Genomic DNA, 18973 nt, shown 5'->3' on the forward strand with positions numbered 1-18973 from the left:
CCTTCACCTATTTTCGACCCTTCAGATTTCAATCTAGAAATGACTTCTTCATCAATAACAACCTTGCTATCAGAAGACACCTGTAAATGGAGAGTATGGCCCATCAGACTCAATTCAGGACGCTGTTCAACAATCTTGATGCCTCGTCGTGTCCACTCATCTGCGATAGGAGTTATGTCTATGACATTGATAGGATTGTCCTGAAGGTTGACAAGATTCAGATTCTCTAATCCTCTGAGATGAGAAGTATCGAAGGATTCCAGTTGATTATTTGATAGATCAATCAGACGGAGGTACTTGCATTTGTTAAGAGGGGACAGATCGATGGTTTTTAGTTGATTAGAGCTTGCATTCAATTGATGCAATGCATCTTTGTCTTGCATGTACGAAAAATCTAGGCGACTTAGTTGGTTGTGATCCACGTAGAGAGCAGAAATGTCGCAGCTCGATAGGTTGCCTAAATCGATGGATTTCAGGTTATTCCTCGAGAGATACAGACGAATCGAATGACCGAAAGGGTGAAGATTCAACTCGGAAAGGTTGTTTCCAGCGAGAGAAACAGTGCCGAGATTCATTCCCGCCAAGGGAGACAAATCAATTTCATCCAACGAGTTATCAGCAATTTCAACAATATTAAGATCCTCCAGCCCGGACAAAGGTGTCAAATCGATTGAGCGAAGATTATTTCCAGAAAGCTTTAGCATCCACAATTGCTTGCAATTAGCCAACTCTGACAAATCGACCCCTTCAAGGCCAATATCCTCAAGATTCAGAGTCCTCAATCTGGGGAGTTCTGAAATCCCTGACAGGTCAATCTGTTTATGTTCACCTGCGATACTCACAGTCTTTGCATTTTTATCAACAGCCTTGCCTCCAATGTCAATGGTATCTTCATAATGTATATCATTAGTTAGAATCCCTATGAATAACTGGGCTTCATCCGGGTTTCTGAAATACGGATAGTAGCCCGGGCTAAGCATCCAATCAGCCTGTTCCTCCATAGCCGCACGGATTGTTTCTGATTTCATAAGGTACCTATTTTTGTAAATAGACATGATGACTGTGTAGCTGTTATCAAAATCTCTAATCGCCTCGGCTATATCATCAAACCGGGATTCAAGCTCATTTTTTATGACGCTGATAGAAAACAGTGAATCCAAATGGGATATCTCAAGACATGCAATCCATGGCAGGTCCGCTTGGCTTATTTCATCAGCTATCTCTTCTACGTAGCCATCAGTGAATTCCGGGTTATCATCAAAGCTTGCATTGAAGCAAGTACTATCAAGTTGAAGAATAGCTTCTTGAATCAACGGGTCAGAACCCAGAACATCATCATGAGCGATTTTTCTCAACCATTTACGACGTTTGCCGGCACCTAGTTTATCTCTCAAAAAATACAATAATGCTAGCTTCATGTCGAAATCTGTTGTGAACTCTTGAATTCCGAGGATGATGTTGAGCGTTTGCTCAACTCCCTCATCCCAATGGAGTATTCGTCGACTGAGAAGAGGTCCACTAATGCCTCTACCACTCATTCCACAAATGTATTTTGCAACCAGAGTTGCTTCTTCTTTGAGAAAGGTGCGAATTCTTTTGTCTTTAAGAAGATATTCAATTCCCTTCATGGCTTTGATTGCATCCAAAGAAGAGAACTCTCGATGCTCAGAGGGGTTCTTGTTGCGTAAGACCTTGACGATTTCTTCTGTTCTAGACAAAATGGCTTTCTTGATACTAGGCCTGGAGACGAGCTCAGGGATGTCGCTAATGAGCCCGAGAATATGAAACAGATCAAAATACTCGATACCTGCATTTTCTACTGCAATAGTGAGCCATAAAGGAAAATCCGGATTGTTCTCTAGCTCTTTCTTTACTTCAGATGCCTCTTGAAATCTCCCGAAGAATCGTTCCATCATCCAACTGATCTCACGTTGTAGACCACCGATTTCCAACCATTCATGATTCTTCGTGACGTGGTGCAGGATTTCTCGCTCAGAAACCCCAAAGTTTTCACCTATTTCATAGAATTCCAAATACTCCATGAACTCCGCAACAGCAGGATTGTCTACAAGCTCGGGATGTTCAAGAATGGTGATGATATCTTCTTCCCAAAAAGCAGTCCAAAATTCTTCATCGTTCCAAATTTCTTGATCATCCCCTTCTATGATCTGCACAATCTCGTCAATCGTTCTGGCCATGGTATCAGCTCCCTTCACTACTATCAAAACCACAGAATAGGAGTCTGTGTGCTCCGTTCAACCGAACAAGAAATAGCATATTCATAGAACGTTGCAACCCGTATCATTCAAGTATCTGAATTTGAAAACTATCTGTGGAGCCCCAATCTAAACCTGCAGGACAATAGATTGGCTCCCCCTCACCCCATGCAATGGATATGGTTCTCTTGGAACCTGGAAAGAAGGTCTCAAGTTTCTCTACCGCTTCCTCTATTTCTTTTGGGCTTGGGAACTCAAAGTCAATTTGTTTCATGAGATGCCATTCGCCCATAGCTGCTTCGTTTAACAAATCTAACATGGTCTTTACTTCATAGCTTGTGTTCTTTACCCTGTAAAATGAAGAGCTACTGTTTGTAACAAAGCCTATTCGCATTTTCACATGAATATTCTCCAGAGATTGTCTTCTCTATTTGACATCCACCCTCGATGTCCACCTGTAGAAAGCGCCTGTCTTTCTTTCGCATAATTAGCGAAATCTAGTATATTTGCCTTTCGTCCAAAACGATGCTGCAATTGGAGACCACTAAAAGAGTGAATCTTGAATCAAGAGCTTCTAATGATACCCCTTGATGATGAAACATCCTCGTTGACCTTCATGCAAGCCATTCATACAGAAGAAAGGACCACCATCGCTATACCAAATCCGAATCTCTATGGTACCATGGGGAGGAATCGTCCTTTCTCGTTCCATCGCTTCTTGGAACTCGTCCCAGCTTGAATACTTATCCACTTGAACGCCATCAAACCCTACACGATGATTTCGTCCCAATACTCCACGATAGTACCAGTCGCCTCTAGCAGCCTCTTTCATCAAATCCAAAACGGTCTTAGTGCGATCCGAAGTATTGCGAACCATATAGAGTGTGGCGCTGCTGTTTGTGACGAACCCGGCTCGTATTTTCATGAATTCACTCCCCATCAAAAATCTTTGTTTGATATGTGCTATCCTCACTAGAGTCAGACCGCCTCTTGGACATATTGCCTAGTTCCTCCCTTTTCTTATGGGAATCCTCTTCCAGCCGTTTTGGTTCATCCGCAAATTCTACCAATGTCTTTATTGCCGCGGCCTTAATGACATCGAGCGTACCTTCTTCAATTCCTCTCTCCTTTTGTGCATCTTGAACTACCTCAACTACTGTTTCTCGAATCGCCCCTTTTCTAAGAGGATACAAAATCTGATCATCTCGAAGTCTATCTGTCCACCCTTCTACGAACCCTACAATCTCCCTAGCTGTTTCCATATAATTCCTGTGTTTGTTGAACCATGCCTTTCTTGTGCCTTTCGTATCGTTGAACACATCTATTGATTGAGTGAGTTTTAGCCAGTCTTCAATGTTGTAGGTATTCAATTCTGATTCAACTTTAACTCGGATATACTCCTTTTCCCAATTCTTTACATTGTCCCTCCTTGTTGCTTGCTTCTGATTTCCGTGAGATTGAGTATCATGCTTGCTCATTACTTCTTTCGGGGCATCATTATCCGACCCTATACGAATCGGGTCATTCAAATTAATCCCTGTTTCATCAAAAACAGCTTGGATTTGCTTGATCTCCTCGAGTGTAGCTCGATAGGAAATGTCGAGAGAGGAAAGAACTTCACGCCCATAGTACGTGTTCCTAAGTTCTTCGAGATTCACTTTGTCATTCCCACTGGAAAATTCCAGCTGGATCGATTCTACTTCTCGTTTGCGTAATTCGATAAGAGCGGGTATCAGTACCGCAGCACCTGTATTTTTCATGCAATCGATTTCAAAATTCAGGGTAGAACCATTGTTTTCAATCTGCTTTTCAAGAAGCTCGATAGCATTGTCATAAGCTATTGCCTGACCTTCCTCGAAATTCACCGAGGGAGGTATGCCTTCAAGAAGTGAAACTGAATCAGCTTGGAGTCCCGAAAACTCGGGCATCCCAAGCGTGCTAACAGCAATAGGAATGGAAAGACCGTCAAATCTCTCTCTTAGTTTCTTCCATCCCGACTTCTGCACTATTATTCGAGAGATTTCAGCTCCTGGAACTGCTTCAAGCCTAGCTTCATCAAATCCCTCCTCATTGTAATAACGCCTTGGCTCAAGATTATCCAATATTCTTGAATCAATAATTGCGCGGGTAGTAGGCGATAACTGAAGCAGGACAGGCGGTCCATAATCAGATTGCCGCTTTTGGGGGTTAAACTCTTGACTTACTACAAGACCGCGGGGGTACCAAGCCTCTGTTACAGGAGTGACATCAACAAAAGGTATTGGATTATCCGTGAGATTAATCCAAGCAATACATCTAAATTTCGCCATATGGCCTAATTCAAATGATTCAATCTGGTTTCCTGATAGGTCCAACTCCTGAAGTTCTTCCTGATTCTCCAGGTGGCTCCAATTAATCGATGTGAGGTTGTTTGATCCCAAATACAGCTGCTCAAGTTCATGCCTTTGTAGAACGGACAAGTCGATTGATTTCAGTATATTGTGATTCAGATCGAGAATAGTAATGGGGCACTTGCTTAGCGAACTCAAATCGATTGAGTTCAGGTTGTTCCTTGACAATATGAGATGTTTTACGGGGGTCTCACTCAGTGGGCTCAAGTCAATTTCAGAAAGGGAATTTCCAGACAAAACTAGGGTCCTGATATTTGTTCCAGAGAGAGGTGACAAGTCAATATCTGTTAGATCGTTGTCTGCAAATTCGAGAACACTTAGATTCGATAAACTAGACAGCGGCTCTAAATCTACGGATGTTAGCTTGTTCCCGGATAGCTTTAACCATTCAAGCTTCTCACATTCTTCAAAGTAGCTCAGGTCAATGGATGTAAGTCCAACATCTTCCATTTGAACACGTTCTAGTTCATTCAATTCTTCGACTTTTGATAAATTTCCCCCAGAAAGCTGTTTCACGCGTAATGTTCTCGTATCTTTCCGCAGGATTTGACCCTGTATGCTAATTAGGTCATCAAAATCTAGCTCGTTCTTTATCACAGAGCGAAAGAGGCTTTCAGATTCAATACTGTCCCACAACACAAAACCAAGAATGTCCTTCTGTCGGTCTTCAAGGGCAGCACGAACAGATTCTGATTTCATAAGAAGAGGGTTCCTGTAAATATCTAGAGCAATGTTTAGCGCGTAGCGTGTTTCACGAATCACTTCAGCTATGTCGTTGTACCTTGCTTTGAGTTCATTCACGACAGATTCGTCCGACATAATATCATCTATATCGAAGACCTCAGTAGCTGCAATCCAAGGAATTCTGCTCTTTCTTATTCCCCGTTTAAGCTGCTTCATGTGCGTTTCAATGTATTCCGGTTCGGGCACGGAGTATTCTTCGTCAATCTGAGAGAACCCTATTTGGATAAGGAAGCTATTCATCATACGGTTGTTTTCAAGCGTTTTTTCCCCGAAATTGAATTGCAGTCTATTCCACGTCCAAATCTTCATGAGATGCAAAACAGCCAGTTGGACATCAAAATGGGTTATCACAGAAGGAATATCCCAAATGATTTCCAATGCTTCTCCAATGTAGTGTCTGCCCATACTGCCATGTAAGCCAATCAAATGCTCTGCTACTGTCGGTGCAAATGAATAGAGAATATTTTGAATCGTATCATATTCCATCAATTGATCCAGATTCTTAATCTCAGCGAGGAGATCCCAAAACGTTAGCCCAGTTCCATCGAGCTTTTCACATATATTCCAGAAATCATTGAGGGTATCATACAATCTGTCAGAAATAGCTAAAAATGCGTCAGTGATTTTTTCTGAGTTTCTAAGTGGCTCATGGAGGTTTATCATGTGCATTTCTTCATAGACACACTCTTCGTTTTCAACAATTGACTTGGCAATAGCATCTATTACGATTTCAGAATCCACTATTTCTGAATAGTTTTCAGCTTCATATAGAAACCAAATCCCAATTTCATCAATGATAGATGCGACCAAATTCAATAATGATTCATTTTCTCGCCATTCTTGATGATATAGAAGTGTTAGAATGTCCCAATTCTCATATTCAGGAACAAATTTCCAGAACTTGATAATCTCATGCACAACTCGTTCATTAGCTCTCAAAGCAGGGTCTTCATTCAAAGGTTCAAGCCAAGTATACTCAGTTACGCCAATCAAATCAAAAATTGGAATTTTCGGGTGCTTGTTCTTAGCTAGAATCTCACGGACCTTTTTGAGAAAAGCATCAGCTTCTGGTTTCGTTGTCCAGTAAGGCAAATTGGTCAATGCTGATTCTAGGTGCTCAAGAACATCAATATCATCTAATGACGCGGAATCTTTCTTGTCAATTTCATTAAGAAATCTTTTCACATGGTTGACAGGTTCAGAGGGAAAAGGCAGATCATCAAGTTTGTAAAAGAGAAGATTCCCTTCCGAAAAAACCAAGAATTCAGTACCATCATTCCACCAAAGTGCTTTCCTTCCGCCCTTTTTCCTCTGTAGTTCCCTATCCATTCTCTTTCGAAGCGTGAAATCGGGATTTGCAACTTGATGCTGCAAACCAGTCGCGAGATCCCATAACAATGGCAAAGAGTATCTTCCTTTGGCTGCCGAACTACTAGCCAGCAGGTATCTACCATTAGGAGACCAAGAGATATGCAACCTTTTGCTATCTCCACGATAGCTTTTCATGAGGGGTTGACCATCTTCGGTAGACCATACCCCGATGGTACCCTGCGTGTGAACCATTGCGACAAGGGTTCCTTGCGGATTCCATCTGACATTCTCAATTTCCCAGTCTTCCATTCCAAATTCAGTCTTGATATCGCCGGATTCAATATCGATTAGGGCAGTATCGCCATTCTCATGGAGAACGAGGGCTTCTTTGCGGCATGGAGAGAACCTCAGAGAAGACATGTTTTCAATATCCATTTTCTCCTTCTCGATTTCTTTGTCGAAAATATCGTGGACATTGATTATGCCGGATCTATTCGAGAAGCGTATATCTTTGCCATCGTCCGACCAGAGGAGATCAACACGCCCAGAAACCTCATCTTCTGAAAGAGTGAGAGTTCTAATTGGTTGGCACCCATCTAAATCCCATACGATTAATTCGCCTTTTGAGTAAATACTAGCTACTTTGTTTCCATCTGGATGAACTGCGATTTCACGTATGGACCGCCAGCCGGAATAATCGGCTTGTTTGTGAGCGTCTAATGCGCGAAGCTTTCTTTTGTTGCGATACCATACGAAAACCTGATCCTTTGTGCCTACGAAGAGAATATCCTGAGTGGGATGAACTACAACAGAGGTCACATAGTCTATCCAGTCACACGCTATCCTCTCACTGGGCTCCACACTCATACCAAGAACACTACTCCGTCCTTGATCGATTATGTGAAAAACCGTAGCTGTAATCGGGAGTAATTCCCACTAAACCCATGCCCATCATTGTTCCTTCTGAATTATGATAGTGAGTTCTTCCTATTATTCTTCTCGGTGGGAATCTGTTGCTTATTGAGTTCCTTTATGTAGTCTCACTAGGTTTTGCCACAATTGGACCTCTCCTCACCTTTGGACCGTAGAGAGTCTTCCGGAGGTGGTTGCCAGTATAGGAAGATGCCACTTCACAGACATCTTCTGGAGTCCCTTCAGCGACGAGCCTTCCACCCTCTTCTCCCCCCTCCGGGCCCAGATCAATAATCCAGTCGGCTGTTTTCACAACTTCCTGATTGTGTTCAATCATGATGATGGTATTGCCTGCATCAACCAGTCGGTTCAGAACCTTCAGCAATACATGAACATCAGAAGCGGAAAGACCTGTTGTCGGCTCATCCAAGATATAGAGCGTATGACCTCGGCTTCGTCGAGACAATTCTTTTGAAAGCTTGACCCGCTGTGCTTCTCCCCCGCTGAGTGTTGTGGATGGTTGCCCCAGCTCAAGGTAGCCCAAGCCCACATCAGCAAGTGTTTGCAGCCGATCTTTGATTTTCGGTAGGTCTAAGAAGAACTCGAGGGCCTCTTCGATGGTCATAGAAAGTACGTCGTTGATGTTCTTGTCGCGATAGGTGACCTCTAAAGTTTCCCTGTCGTAGCGCTGGCCATTACAGACATCACAGGTCACATAGACATCGCTCATAAAATGCATCTCTACTTTCAGCATACCACTGCCCTTGCATTTTTCACATCTACCGGCTCGTGTATTGAAACTGAATCGCGTTTTTCCATATCCTCGGGTTTTCGATTCAGGCATACGAGCGAAGAGCTTCCTGATATATCTGAATACCTTCGTGTATGTTGCAGGGTTTGATCGAGGAGTCCTACCGATAGGCGATTGATCAACCAGTACTACCCGGTCTATGTGCTCCAAGCCTTCAATCGAATCATGTTCCCCCGGTTTCGCAGATGCATCATTCATCTCACGGGCCAAAGCACGGTACAATGTTTGATTCAGTAGAGTGCTCTTTCCACTTCCTGAAACTCCAGTAACACAAGCAAACACACCCAAGGGAAACTCCACATCTATGTCTTTCAAATTGTGCTCTTTGCATCCATGAATGACAATGGACTTACCGTTGCCGTTCCTACGCTTTTCAGGAACAGGGATTTGCTTTTGACCGGCCAGATACTGCGCGGTTACGGACTTGGGATCTTGAAGAACCTCAGCTGGTGGGCCCTCTGCGACGACCTCACCACCGTGGATGCCAGCACGAGGACCAAGATCAATGATGTGGTCCGCAGCCTGAATGGTATCCTTGTCATGTTCAATAACCACTACTGTATTTCCAAGGCTTCTCAATTCCGTTAACGTCTTGAGCAGTCTAGAGATGTCACGGGGATGTAACCCAATTGAAGGTTCATCAAGGCAATACAAAACACCAGTTAGAGCTGAGCCAATTTGCGTCGCAAGCCGTATACGTTGTGCTTCACCACCTGAAAGGGTAGCAGAAGAACGGTCCAAGGTTAGATACTCGACTCCAACTGATGTGATGAATTCGAGCCTCGAGACGATTTCTTTCAGAATCAGCTTTGCGATTTTTTCACCGCGCTCAGAAAGCTCCAGATTATCGAAGAATTCCAGTGCGTCAGTAATTGTCATCGAGGTAATTTCGTCAATCGATTTTTCGCCAACTGTTACAGCCAAGCTCTCAGCTTTGAGCTTCTTACCTCCACAGTTCGGACATACAGTTTGTCGAGCATAAGTATTCATGATTTTCTTCTTGTAACCTTCGCGATAGTCACTATTGAGGTGTCTATCAAGACGGTTCACCATGCCCTCCCAAGTCCTCGTAACGGTCGTTGTTTTTTTCCTACCCTTGCTTCTGCGGCGAGTATAACTGAACTTCACTCTCAGAGAGGGGCGTCCCCACAACAGTATATCCTTCGCCTTCGCAGAAAGCTCATTCCATGGTGTGTCTAATGAGAAACCACCTTTCTCTGCGAGAGCTTTTAGAAATTGCATAGGCCAAGGCCGACTCGTATTCTTCCATGGTTTGAAAGCGCCTTCTCTGAGATTCAGTGACTTGTTTGGAACAACAAGATCTGGGTCGATTTCGATAGTTCTTCCTAGGCCGTTACATGTCGGGCAGGCTCCTTCCGGGGTGTTGTAGGAAAAGGACTTCGGACCTAGTTTTTCATATTGCACACCGCATTTTGGGCATACGAGGTGTTCTGCGAATACAAGGTCATCTTGGTCTTTCCGCGATACGATTGCCTTGCCATCACCGAATTCAATAGCGGTCTCAAGAGAGCTTACAAGTCGTTCGCGATTGGATTTGCTCAGTTCTATTCGATCGACAACAACTTCGATGTCATGGCTTCTTCGACCATCGAGCTCGATTTTCTCTATTCTCTTGAATTCGCCGTTGACTCTAGCTCTAACAAACCCATCTCGAACCAGGTCCCTCAACACATCTTCTTGAGTGCCACGTTCACCCTCCACAGCAGGCGCTAAGATGTAGATTCTCTCCCCACCGTTTTCATCTAGTAAGAGCCTAGCTGCGGATTGGGCGGTAAGCTGTTCCATCGGGTCACCGCATTCTGTACAATGAGGAATTCCCACATTGGCGTAGAGCAACCGGAGATAATCATGAATTTCAGTGCTTGTCGAAACTGTACTTCGGGGATTTTTGCTAACACCCTTCTGTTCAATCGAAATAGCAGGCGGAAGACCTGTAATCTTCTCAACCTTGGGTTTATCGAGTCGACCTAGAAAACGGCGCGCATAGGAAGATAGTGATTCAACGTACCTCCTCTGGCCTTCAGAGAATACAGTATCAAAGACCAAGCTTGATTTACCGGACCCGGAAGGTCCTGTAACAACGACCAGCCTATCACGCGGTATGTCTACGTCAATCTTCTTCAGATTGTGCTCTTCCGCTTTTCTGACTTTTATGTGGCCAGTCATGATTCATCCTTCCCATCTGATTCAGTATCAAGAAGCTCTCGCAGGTAGATTCCAGTATATGATTCATCATTGCTGGCTACCTGTTCAGGGGTTCCCTCAGCGACAATGTATCCACCGTCATCGCCTCCTTCAGGACCCAGATCGATTATCCAGTCAGCAGTCTTGACCACGTCAAGCTGGTGCTCGATGACAACAACGGTGTTTCCCATGTCAACAAGTCGGTGAAGCACATTCAGGAGTTTCTTGATATCATCAAAATGCAAGCCTGTGGTTGGCTCATCAAGCATAATCAGTGTCTGCCCCGTCGCAGGTCGGGAAAGATATTTGCTGAGCTTAATTCGCTGAGCTTCACCTCCGGACAGAGTTGTGGATGGTTGTCCGATTTTCACATACCCCAGTCCGACATCCTTCAATGTCTTGAGCTTCTTGCGAATCTTTGGCAAATCCTCAAAGAATTCGTATGCTTGGTCGATTCGCATATCCAAAACATCTGCAATGTTTTTACCTTTGTAACGTATTTGCAGAGTATCTCGGTCATATCGCCGTCCATTGCATTCACTGCATTTGACTTCTACTTCAGGCAGGAACTGCATCTCGACAACATCTACTCCGCGGCCCTTGCATTTTTCACAGCGGCCGGGTTTCACGTTGAAGCTAAATCTACTCTTGGTGTAGCCGCGTATCTTGGATTCCGGAAGGCTTGCGAAGAGCTTCCGAATCGGAGTGAAAAGGCCAGTATACGTTCCAGGATTGGATCTTGGTGTTCGACCAATGGGACTTTGATCAATTACTACAACTTTGTCCAGCTGATCTGCCCCCACGATTTCATCATGTTCTCCAGGAACAGCAGTAGAATTGTGGAAGCGACGACCAAGCTCTCTCTGCAAGGTTTCCGTGATAAGACTCGATTTGCCGGAACCTGAAACACCAGTCACAGAGACAAAAACGCCAAGCGGTATTCTAACATCTATTGATTTCAGATTGTGATGTCGAGCACCTTTGATTTCAATGAACTTCCCGTTGGAACTCCTGCGCTCTTCAGGAACCGCGATTTCCATATCACCTCGAAGGTAAGAACTGGTGATTGATTCGTCACATGAGAGAAGATCATCCATCGTGCCTGACACGACAACTTCGCCGCCTTCATCACCTGCCCCTGGACCTAAATCCACGATATGATCAGCAGCTCTGATGGTAGATTCGTCGTGCTCAACAACAACGATTGTGTTGCCCTGATCCCTAAGGCGAGTCAAGGAATTCAGAAGTCGCAGATTATCCCGTTGATGAAGGCCAATTGAAGGTTCATCACACACATAGGTGACACCAACTAGATTCGAACCTATTTGACTGGCTAGCCGAATCCGCTGTGATTCTCCTCCCGCAAGAGTTGGAGCTCGACGGTCAAGTGTTAGGTAGTCAAGACCCACTTCGGAGAGAAATCGAATCCTGCTGGCAATCTCCTTGAAGATGGGGTATGCAATGGGTCTCTCTCGCTTGCCAAGCTCGATGCTATCAAAGAAACTACGGAGGTCACGAATCGACATCTGATTCAAATCGGTTATGCTCTTGCCCCTGAATCTTACAGCCTGTGATACTGGACGGATTCGATTGCCATCACACTCAGGACATGGTCTCTCTACCATGAAACGTTCAAGCTTTCTTCGGATTCGAGAACTCTTCGTCTTGTTGTAGTTTCGCCACATGTAAGGTATCATTCCTTCGTAGGGAGAAACTGAGGTACCTTCCCACTGCGTCTTGTTTGGGTCATCACCGTGCTTCCACTTCACAACTACTTCTTCATCACCAGTGCCCCACAAGACCTTCGATTTCTGGCTCTCCGTGAGGTCCATCCACGAGGTGTCCATCGAAAAGCCATATTTCTGGGCCACTGCTTTCAAACTGCTCGATTTCCTTGCCCAGCCGTAAGGTTTGATTGCACCCCCCGAAATGGAAAGTGACTTGTCAGGAATAACTAGGTCAACGTCAATCTCGCGTACAGTACCCAGTCCAGTACAGTTTTCACAAGCACCATGGGGCGTATTCCATGAGAAAAGACGAGGTTCCATTTCTGGCAAGCTGATACCACAATCAACACAAGCGAATCTCTCTGAGAGAGTTATCGTATCGTCATTCACCAGTACACTGACAGTACCATCAGCCATATCCAAAGCGGTCTCAACAGCTTCAGAAATCCTACTACGGTTAGAATGCGTCACCCGTACTCTGTCAAGTATCACTTCAATAGTATGCTCGAAATACCGGTCGAGAGAGATTCCCTGTTCGAGTGTTCGCAATTCGCCGTCTACCCGAGCACGAACAAACCCCTTTTGGATGAGTTCTTCGAATTCCTTCCGATATTCGCCTTTTCTGCCCCGTACGATAGGAGCCATGATTAGAATCCGAAGTCCTTCTTCCAAATCCATAATTTGGTTTACAATTTGCTGGGCGGTCTGTGGCTTGATTTCCGTTCCGCATTCAGGGCAATGTGGTGTTCCAACTCGGGCAAAGAGCAAGCGCAAGAAATCGAACACTTCAGTTACTGTTCCTACGGTACTTCGTGGGTTGCTACCCGCACTTTTCTGATCGATTGATATGGAAGGTGATAGGCCGGACATATAATCGACCTGCGGCTTCTCCAACATACCCAGAAACTGTCTGGCATAGGAAGAAAGAGATTCTACAAAACGTCGCTGCCCTTCTGCAAATAGTGTATCAAAGACAAGGCTTGACTTGCCAGATCCGGAGATTCCAGTAACCACCGTGAAGCTGTTTCTGGGTATCTCTACATCGATGTGCTTTAGATTATGTTCAGCAGCCCCATGTATCACTATTGACTGGGGACCATCAAATTCGGCTTCGCCTTGCCGTTCGTCTTGTTCGGTGAGTATCTTCATCTATTGGGTGTCCTCGATTCTTGCTTTCAGTTCTCTAATGTGATCTCTAATCTGTGCCGCACGTTCAAACTCAAGCTTCTGTGCTGCATCCTTCATCTCTTCTTCAAGCTTTACAATCCGGTCATTCATGATTTCCAAGTCAACCAGGTCAAAGTCCTCAAGCTTGAGCTGTTCTTTCTTCTGCTGTGATGGCATGCCCTGTGCTATGTCCTTAACCGACTTCTTTATCGACTGCGGTGTGATATTGTGCTCCTGGTTGTATTTGAGCTGATATTTGCGACGGCGGTTGGTTTCGTCAATGGCTGCGCGCATAGCGTCGGAAATATGATCACCATACAGAATCACGCGAGCATTAACGTTTCTTGCTGCACGACCCATGGTTTGAATCAGTGACCATTCACTCCGAAGGAAACCCGCCTTGTCGGCATCTAGTATAGCAACAAGTGACACTTCTGGAAGGTCAAGCCCTTCTCTGAGGAGGTTGATGCCAACAAGTACATCGAACTTGCCCAGCCGCAGATCGCGGATGATTTCAATCCGTTCGACCGTTCCGATATCTGAGTGGAGATATCGTGCCTTGACACCGTTCTCGATGAGGTATTCCGACAGCATCTCAGCGGTTTTCTTGGTGAGGGTGGTCGCTAAGACCCTATCCCCAAGCTCCACTGTTTTGTGGATAGCATCAAGGAGGTCATCGACCTGATTCTTCACTGGGCGTACTTCGACTTCTGGGTCTACGAGACCAGTTGGTCGAATGAGCTGCTCAACAATCTGTGCACTTCGTTTAGTCTCATATGGACCAGGCGTAGCAGTCGTGTAGATGACGTGATTCATGAATTCTTGAAACTCTTCGAATTTCAGGGGGCGATTATCTAGTGCTGATGGGAGTCTGAAACCATAATCCACTAAGTTTTGCTTTCGCGATCTGTCCCCGTTGTACATTCCCCTGACCTGCGGTATGGTCATATGGCTCTCATCAATGATCATCAGAAACTCATCGGGGAAGTAGTCAAGAAGAGTGTACGGGCGCTGACCTTTTGCTCGACCGTCTATGTATCGCGAATAATTCTCTATACCGCTGCACCAGCCAGTCTCCCGCAGCATTTCTAGATCGTAACGCGTGCGTCGTTTGATTCGCTGGGCTTCCACGAGTTTGCCTTGCTGCTTGAACCACTCAACCTGGTCTTCCATGTCCGCTTCTATCTCGTCAAGACACTCCAGGATCCGCTCATGACGAGCAACATGATGTCGTGCTGGGTGAATAACAGTCCAGGTCTGGTCGTGTAACCGTCGAGATGTCAATCCTTGTAGGTGAGATATCCGAGATACTTCATCGCCATCAAGTTCGATTCTGACCGCATCCTTTGAATATCCAGGATAGACGTCAATCACGTCACCCCGTACCCTGAACACGCCAGGTTCAATCTCCATATCGTTTCGGTTGTATTGCATTGCAACAAGCTGTTCCAGTAGCTCCCGTCGCTCTACCTCATCCCCCACCTCCACCATCATCGAGAGCTTCTCGTACTCCTCCGGGTTGCCGAGGCCGTAGATGCACGATACCGACGCGATAACGATAACATCTTCGCGGGTTCGCAGCGAGCGCGTCGTGGAGTTGCGCAGCCGCTCAATCTCCCGGTTGATATCCGCTTCCTTCTCGATGTACATATCTTTTGATGGCACGTATGCTTCTGGCTGGTAGTAGTCGTAGTAAGAAACGAAATACTCCACGGCATTGTTAGGGAAGAACTCCCGATACTCCGAAGCGAGTTGCGCCGCGAGCGTCTTGTTGTGGGAGAGCACCAGGGTTGGCCGGCCGTACTCCTCAATCACGTTCGCCATTGTGAAGGTCTTGCCGCTCCCCGTGACTCCGAGGAGTGTTTGATGGTCAAGCCCGCTTTCAAGCCCCTCCATCAAACGGTCGATGGCCTGCGGTTGATCGCCAGTCGGTTCGAACGGTGCTTGTAGCTTGAAGTCTGCCATCTGCTCCAACCTCGGTAGACCCGGCACGCACCCAAACGCTAGTAATATTTGTGGTGTGTGTAACCCAAACAACGCACGAAATCAGAGATGAGGATTTCTAGTGACTTCCGCAATCTATGAGTTCGATGACATGAACAAGTTACAAGTAGAGAGGTCGGCGAAACTAACAACTCCGTCATCCTTAGGCGATGATATTGCCCTATTTTGGAAATATTAAAGAGTTTCAGCAACACCCGTGGATCCGTCGTTGTGTTAGTCACCATCAACTCCGCAAGTTGTCTAGCTTCCAACACGGGTATGCTCATGCGGAAAGTGATTTTGCTTCAGTTTTGTTGTAGTAGTAGTTTGCTCCCCAAATCCCTAGAAGGCCCAGAAGGCCAAATACAATGACAACTGTAATCGCTATGTGCAAAAATGCATTCTGCCCGTTTGGATACCAGTCAATGCTTGATGCGTTTCCACCAATCAAATACGGTCCCCAGCCCCCATAGTTGCTCCAGTAGTTACCACCAGCTGTAGTGTTATACCATATGTTTCCTCTCCCGTAGTCTTCTGCGAAAGGAGCGCTTTCGGCAGCAAAGCTATTCCCATAGATGACATTGTCTGTACAAGATCGTAAGAGGGTAACACATGAATGAACAATTTTCTGGAACTGGTTTTGAACTATGACACATGAACTGCAGCCGGCCATATGGACGCCATAGGAGAATCCGGTTATGTTGTTATCTTGAATGAAGACCTGATCCATACTATGGATGGCTACACCGGACATATAGTGGGGTACGGGCGTAAGTTCCGGAATGAATGTATCAATTGGATTGCTGGTTCCTCCAGCTATGTTCGGATTTATTTCAATTTCGTGTGGGTTTACTTGGTTGTTCGTGCGATTCATATCCAAATGCATTGAGTTGTTGAGAATAGATAGCCTAGGAGAGTAATATGCCCAGATACCACTTGCGCGGAAATAGCCTTTCACCAAATCGATTTCGTTTGTAGAAATGATACAATCGGATGCGTTGAAAAAAGAGCAACCTTGATTGCAGAATGAGAATTGGTTCTTACTGGCTGTGAAATATCCAGATGCAGTCACCTTAACAGCAACATTACAAAACATTGTCGAAGTGTTCTTGATGCTGCAATTATCTGATTCGTGGATCCAAATCCCGCAATCTGAGAACGAAAACACGCTATCCATAACTCTGCATCTAGGTGAAAACGCTAGCAGAACGGCGTTTGATACATTTTTGAAATCTCCATCTGTCAGGGTAATGCCTTCTGAATCAACTATGATTACTTGAGAGTAGTCGCGACAATTCAACATTGAACTATGATTCTGACGAAGATAGAGAATCGGGTGGCCCCCAAGCTGATTCATCCGGATTTCATGCTCAAAATACAGTTGAGGTTGGTCATCAGATCTGGCAAATTCTATTCCCCCACTTGCAATTGTGTTTTTAATAATGCAACAGGTAGTTGTCTGAGAGAGATAAATGGCGGACTTGGTACAATTCGATAGTGTGTTTTCCATTATTTGAGATGAAGACGATTCTCGCAGACCGATTCCGTAGAACGAATCGCTAACTGCGCAGTTGCGAACAACACAGGAGGTAGAATTCTCAAGAAGGATTCCACATCCTGAAAGGGCGACCGAGCTGTTGATGACTCTGCAATCGTCAGAATTTTGTATAAAAATACCAGCAGAATCATTACTCGTGGAGCAGTTCACTATTCTCCCATTGCTAATATTGTTTAGAATAACTATCGCAGATTGAGGATATATAAAAAAATGGTAATCCAACAAAAGATTATCGTTGAACCCATCTCCAGTGAAGCTAGAGTTTCTGAGAATGAAATGGTAGCTAGTATTCTCAAATACCAATGCGGGGCTAACGCCGCTTATGTACATCCCTTCAATCAGATACGGATCCTCTTCGGTCCCATTTCCGCTTGATGACCATGTTTCAAAGTCAGACTTTGAAGAGATGACTATTGTATCCTCTGATGATACCCTGGGCTGAGAGAATTCAACAAAATGAGAATCACCTTCTAACGAAGATGGTATCCTCATCGGAACCTGCAAAACTGGGACTGGCACCAATAGCAGTACAACGAAAAATAACCCCCGCTTCACCATCTTCAACACTAGAGATTATTATTGATTCTATTCTGATTTAGTTTTCGGGGCAGTTCCCTGGGGACTTAACCACTCAGTTGACGTTTATAGTCGAAAGCTCCCCATTGAGAACACACCTAATTTTGTCACGCCTGATTCCTTCTGTTGTCATTCCTTTCCAAGCAGCGGCCAAATACGCAGTGGAATCACCGGCTGTCACCTTCAGAGCAGGAGAATATACGAGCAATTCCTCCAAGAAACGTGCAATATGCTCGAAATCAAATCGATTCTCATCAATATCATTCAGAGCCTGAGGTTCAACCGGCTGCTCAATGATGATGCTCTCCATTCCTTCGTTCAGAGCTGTAACATGCTGGTGTTTGTCAGCAGTGAGAAACAGAACCCTGCTATCGGTGTTCTTTTCTAAGAATTGAGTTTCGTACCGAATCAAACTATCAAAGACTGCATCCACCAGCTTGCCCTCTGACTGAATACGTTCTGAGTAGTAAAGGTGAGAAGGCATACTCTTGATAGTGGGATATTCTTCTTGCAGACGCCTTTCCTCACGTATTCCCTTCATGCCCACTCTTCCATAATCAGAAGGAAGGCCAAACAAATCAATCGAATCATCGTCTCCTTTCGAACCCGTTGAAGACCCAAAGAGAAGAGTGTATAGATTATTATCAGATTTTATTTCGTCTTCCATTTTCTCGATGAAGGCGATTTCATCACTGATACTGTGATTCAACATGTAGTGCAGCTCATGATCCACAGCCCCAGGAACAACCAAGATTGGAGTCACATGGCCAAGAAGCTCGTGACCATTATTCCGAACATAATTCGGATAAAACCGGGCAATGACTAAATTCGTATCCAAAGTAAGTATGATTGAACGTTTCCCAGAATTCTGAAAGTTGTTCTCTATTCTCTTGGTCAGCTTCCCCTCACTAGCAGAAGCGAGCATTCCAGCGGACCACGCCATTTGAACGATTTCTTTATCATCTATTTCCTCGACGGTTCTGATTCTCTTACCCCCGATATCTACGGAGATAGCTACGCTTTGTCCATTCCTTTCACTCCAGCCTTGAATGGTCAGCGTTTCGTCTTTCTCAATCAGGACATCCAGCAACTCCGGAATTGTAGTGGACTTCATCATATCACAGCATAGCCCGTCATTCTAATGGACCACAGGAAATTCTCCCTAACAGAAGATAGTCAGAACCCCACTGGATGAGAGGGAAGAGAATCAGAGGTCATCCCAGACTTTACCAATTCGCTTTCCGGTCTCTTCGAGAACTGCAGCCATTTCGTCCTCTGGAGCCAAACCCAGCTCAACAGCTGCTTTCATGATTGAGGCATGACCAACGAAAATCTTCCCGTCTTCTTCATAAACCACAAAACTACAGGGATAC

The 18973-nt window shown here is 45.0% G+C and carries 9 protein-coding genes; all 9 read right to left on the reverse strand.

Features of this window, described 5'->3' with window-relative positions; genetic code table 11:
• On the reverse strand, nt 1-2198 hold a 2198-nt coding region (locus GF309_11305; protein MBD3159367.1), incomplete at its 3' end, for a hypothetical protein.
• 103 nt (nt 2199-2301) lie between these two features.
• A complete protein-coding gene (locus GF309_11310; protein MBD3159368.1) occupies nt 2302-2616 on the reverse strand; it encodes a hypothetical protein in 315 nt (104 codons plus the stop codon).
• Between the two features lie 174 nt (nt 2617-2790).
• Nucleotides 2791-3141: a hypothetical protein gene (locus GF309_11315; GenBank protein MBD3159369.1), complete on the reverse strand. Its 351-nt coding sequence runs from the start codon at nt 3139-3141 to the stop codon at nt 2791-2793.
• Nucleotides 3142-3145: 4 nt separating this feature from the next.
• Entirely contained in the window at nt 3146-7528 is a 4383-nt protein-coding gene (locus GF309_11320) for a leucine-rich repeat protein (protein MBD3159370.1), read from the reverse strand.
• Between the two features lie 163 nt (nt 7529-7691).
• Nucleotides 7692-10571 carry an excinuclease ABC subunit UvrA gene (gene uvrA / locus GF309_11325; protein MBD3159371.1) on the reverse strand — a complete coding sequence of 960 codons (2880 nt, stop codon included), beginning with the start codon at nt 10569-10571 and terminating at the stop codon, nt 7692-7694.
• A complete protein-coding gene (uvrA, locus tag GF309_11330; protein ID MBD3159372.1) occupies nt 10568-13465 on the reverse strand; it encodes an excinuclease ABC subunit UvrA in 2898 nt (965 codons plus the stop codon). The genes uvrA (GF309_11325) and uvrA (GF309_11330) overlap by 4 nt, the downstream gene beginning before the upstream one ends.
• The gene (uvrB, locus tag GF309_11335; protein ID MBD3159373.1) at nt 13466-15448 is read right to left on the reverse strand and encodes an excinuclease ABC subunit UvrB; all 1983 of its coding nucleotides are present in this window, start codon (nt 15446-15448) and stop codon (nt 13466-13468) included. It abuts the gene before it with no gap.
• Between the two features lie 301 nt (nt 15449-15749).
• A complete protein-coding gene (locus GF309_11340) occupies nt 15750-17582 on the reverse strand; it encodes a hypothetical protein (GenBank protein MBD3159374.1) in 1833 nt (610 codons plus the stop codon).
• Nucleotides 17583-17655: 73 nt separating this feature from the next.
• The gene (locus GF309_11345; protein ID MBD3159375.1) at nt 17656-18717 is read right to left on the reverse strand and encodes a hypothetical protein; all 1062 of its coding nucleotides are present in this window, start codon (nt 18715-18717) and stop codon (nt 17656-17658) included.
• Nucleotides 18718-18973 lie beyond the last annotated feature (256 nt).

Source organism: Candidatus Lokiarchaeota archaeon, assembly GCA_014730275.1.
GTDB lineage: Archaea > Asgardarchaeota > Thorarchaeia > Thorarchaeales > Thorarchaeaceae > WJIL01.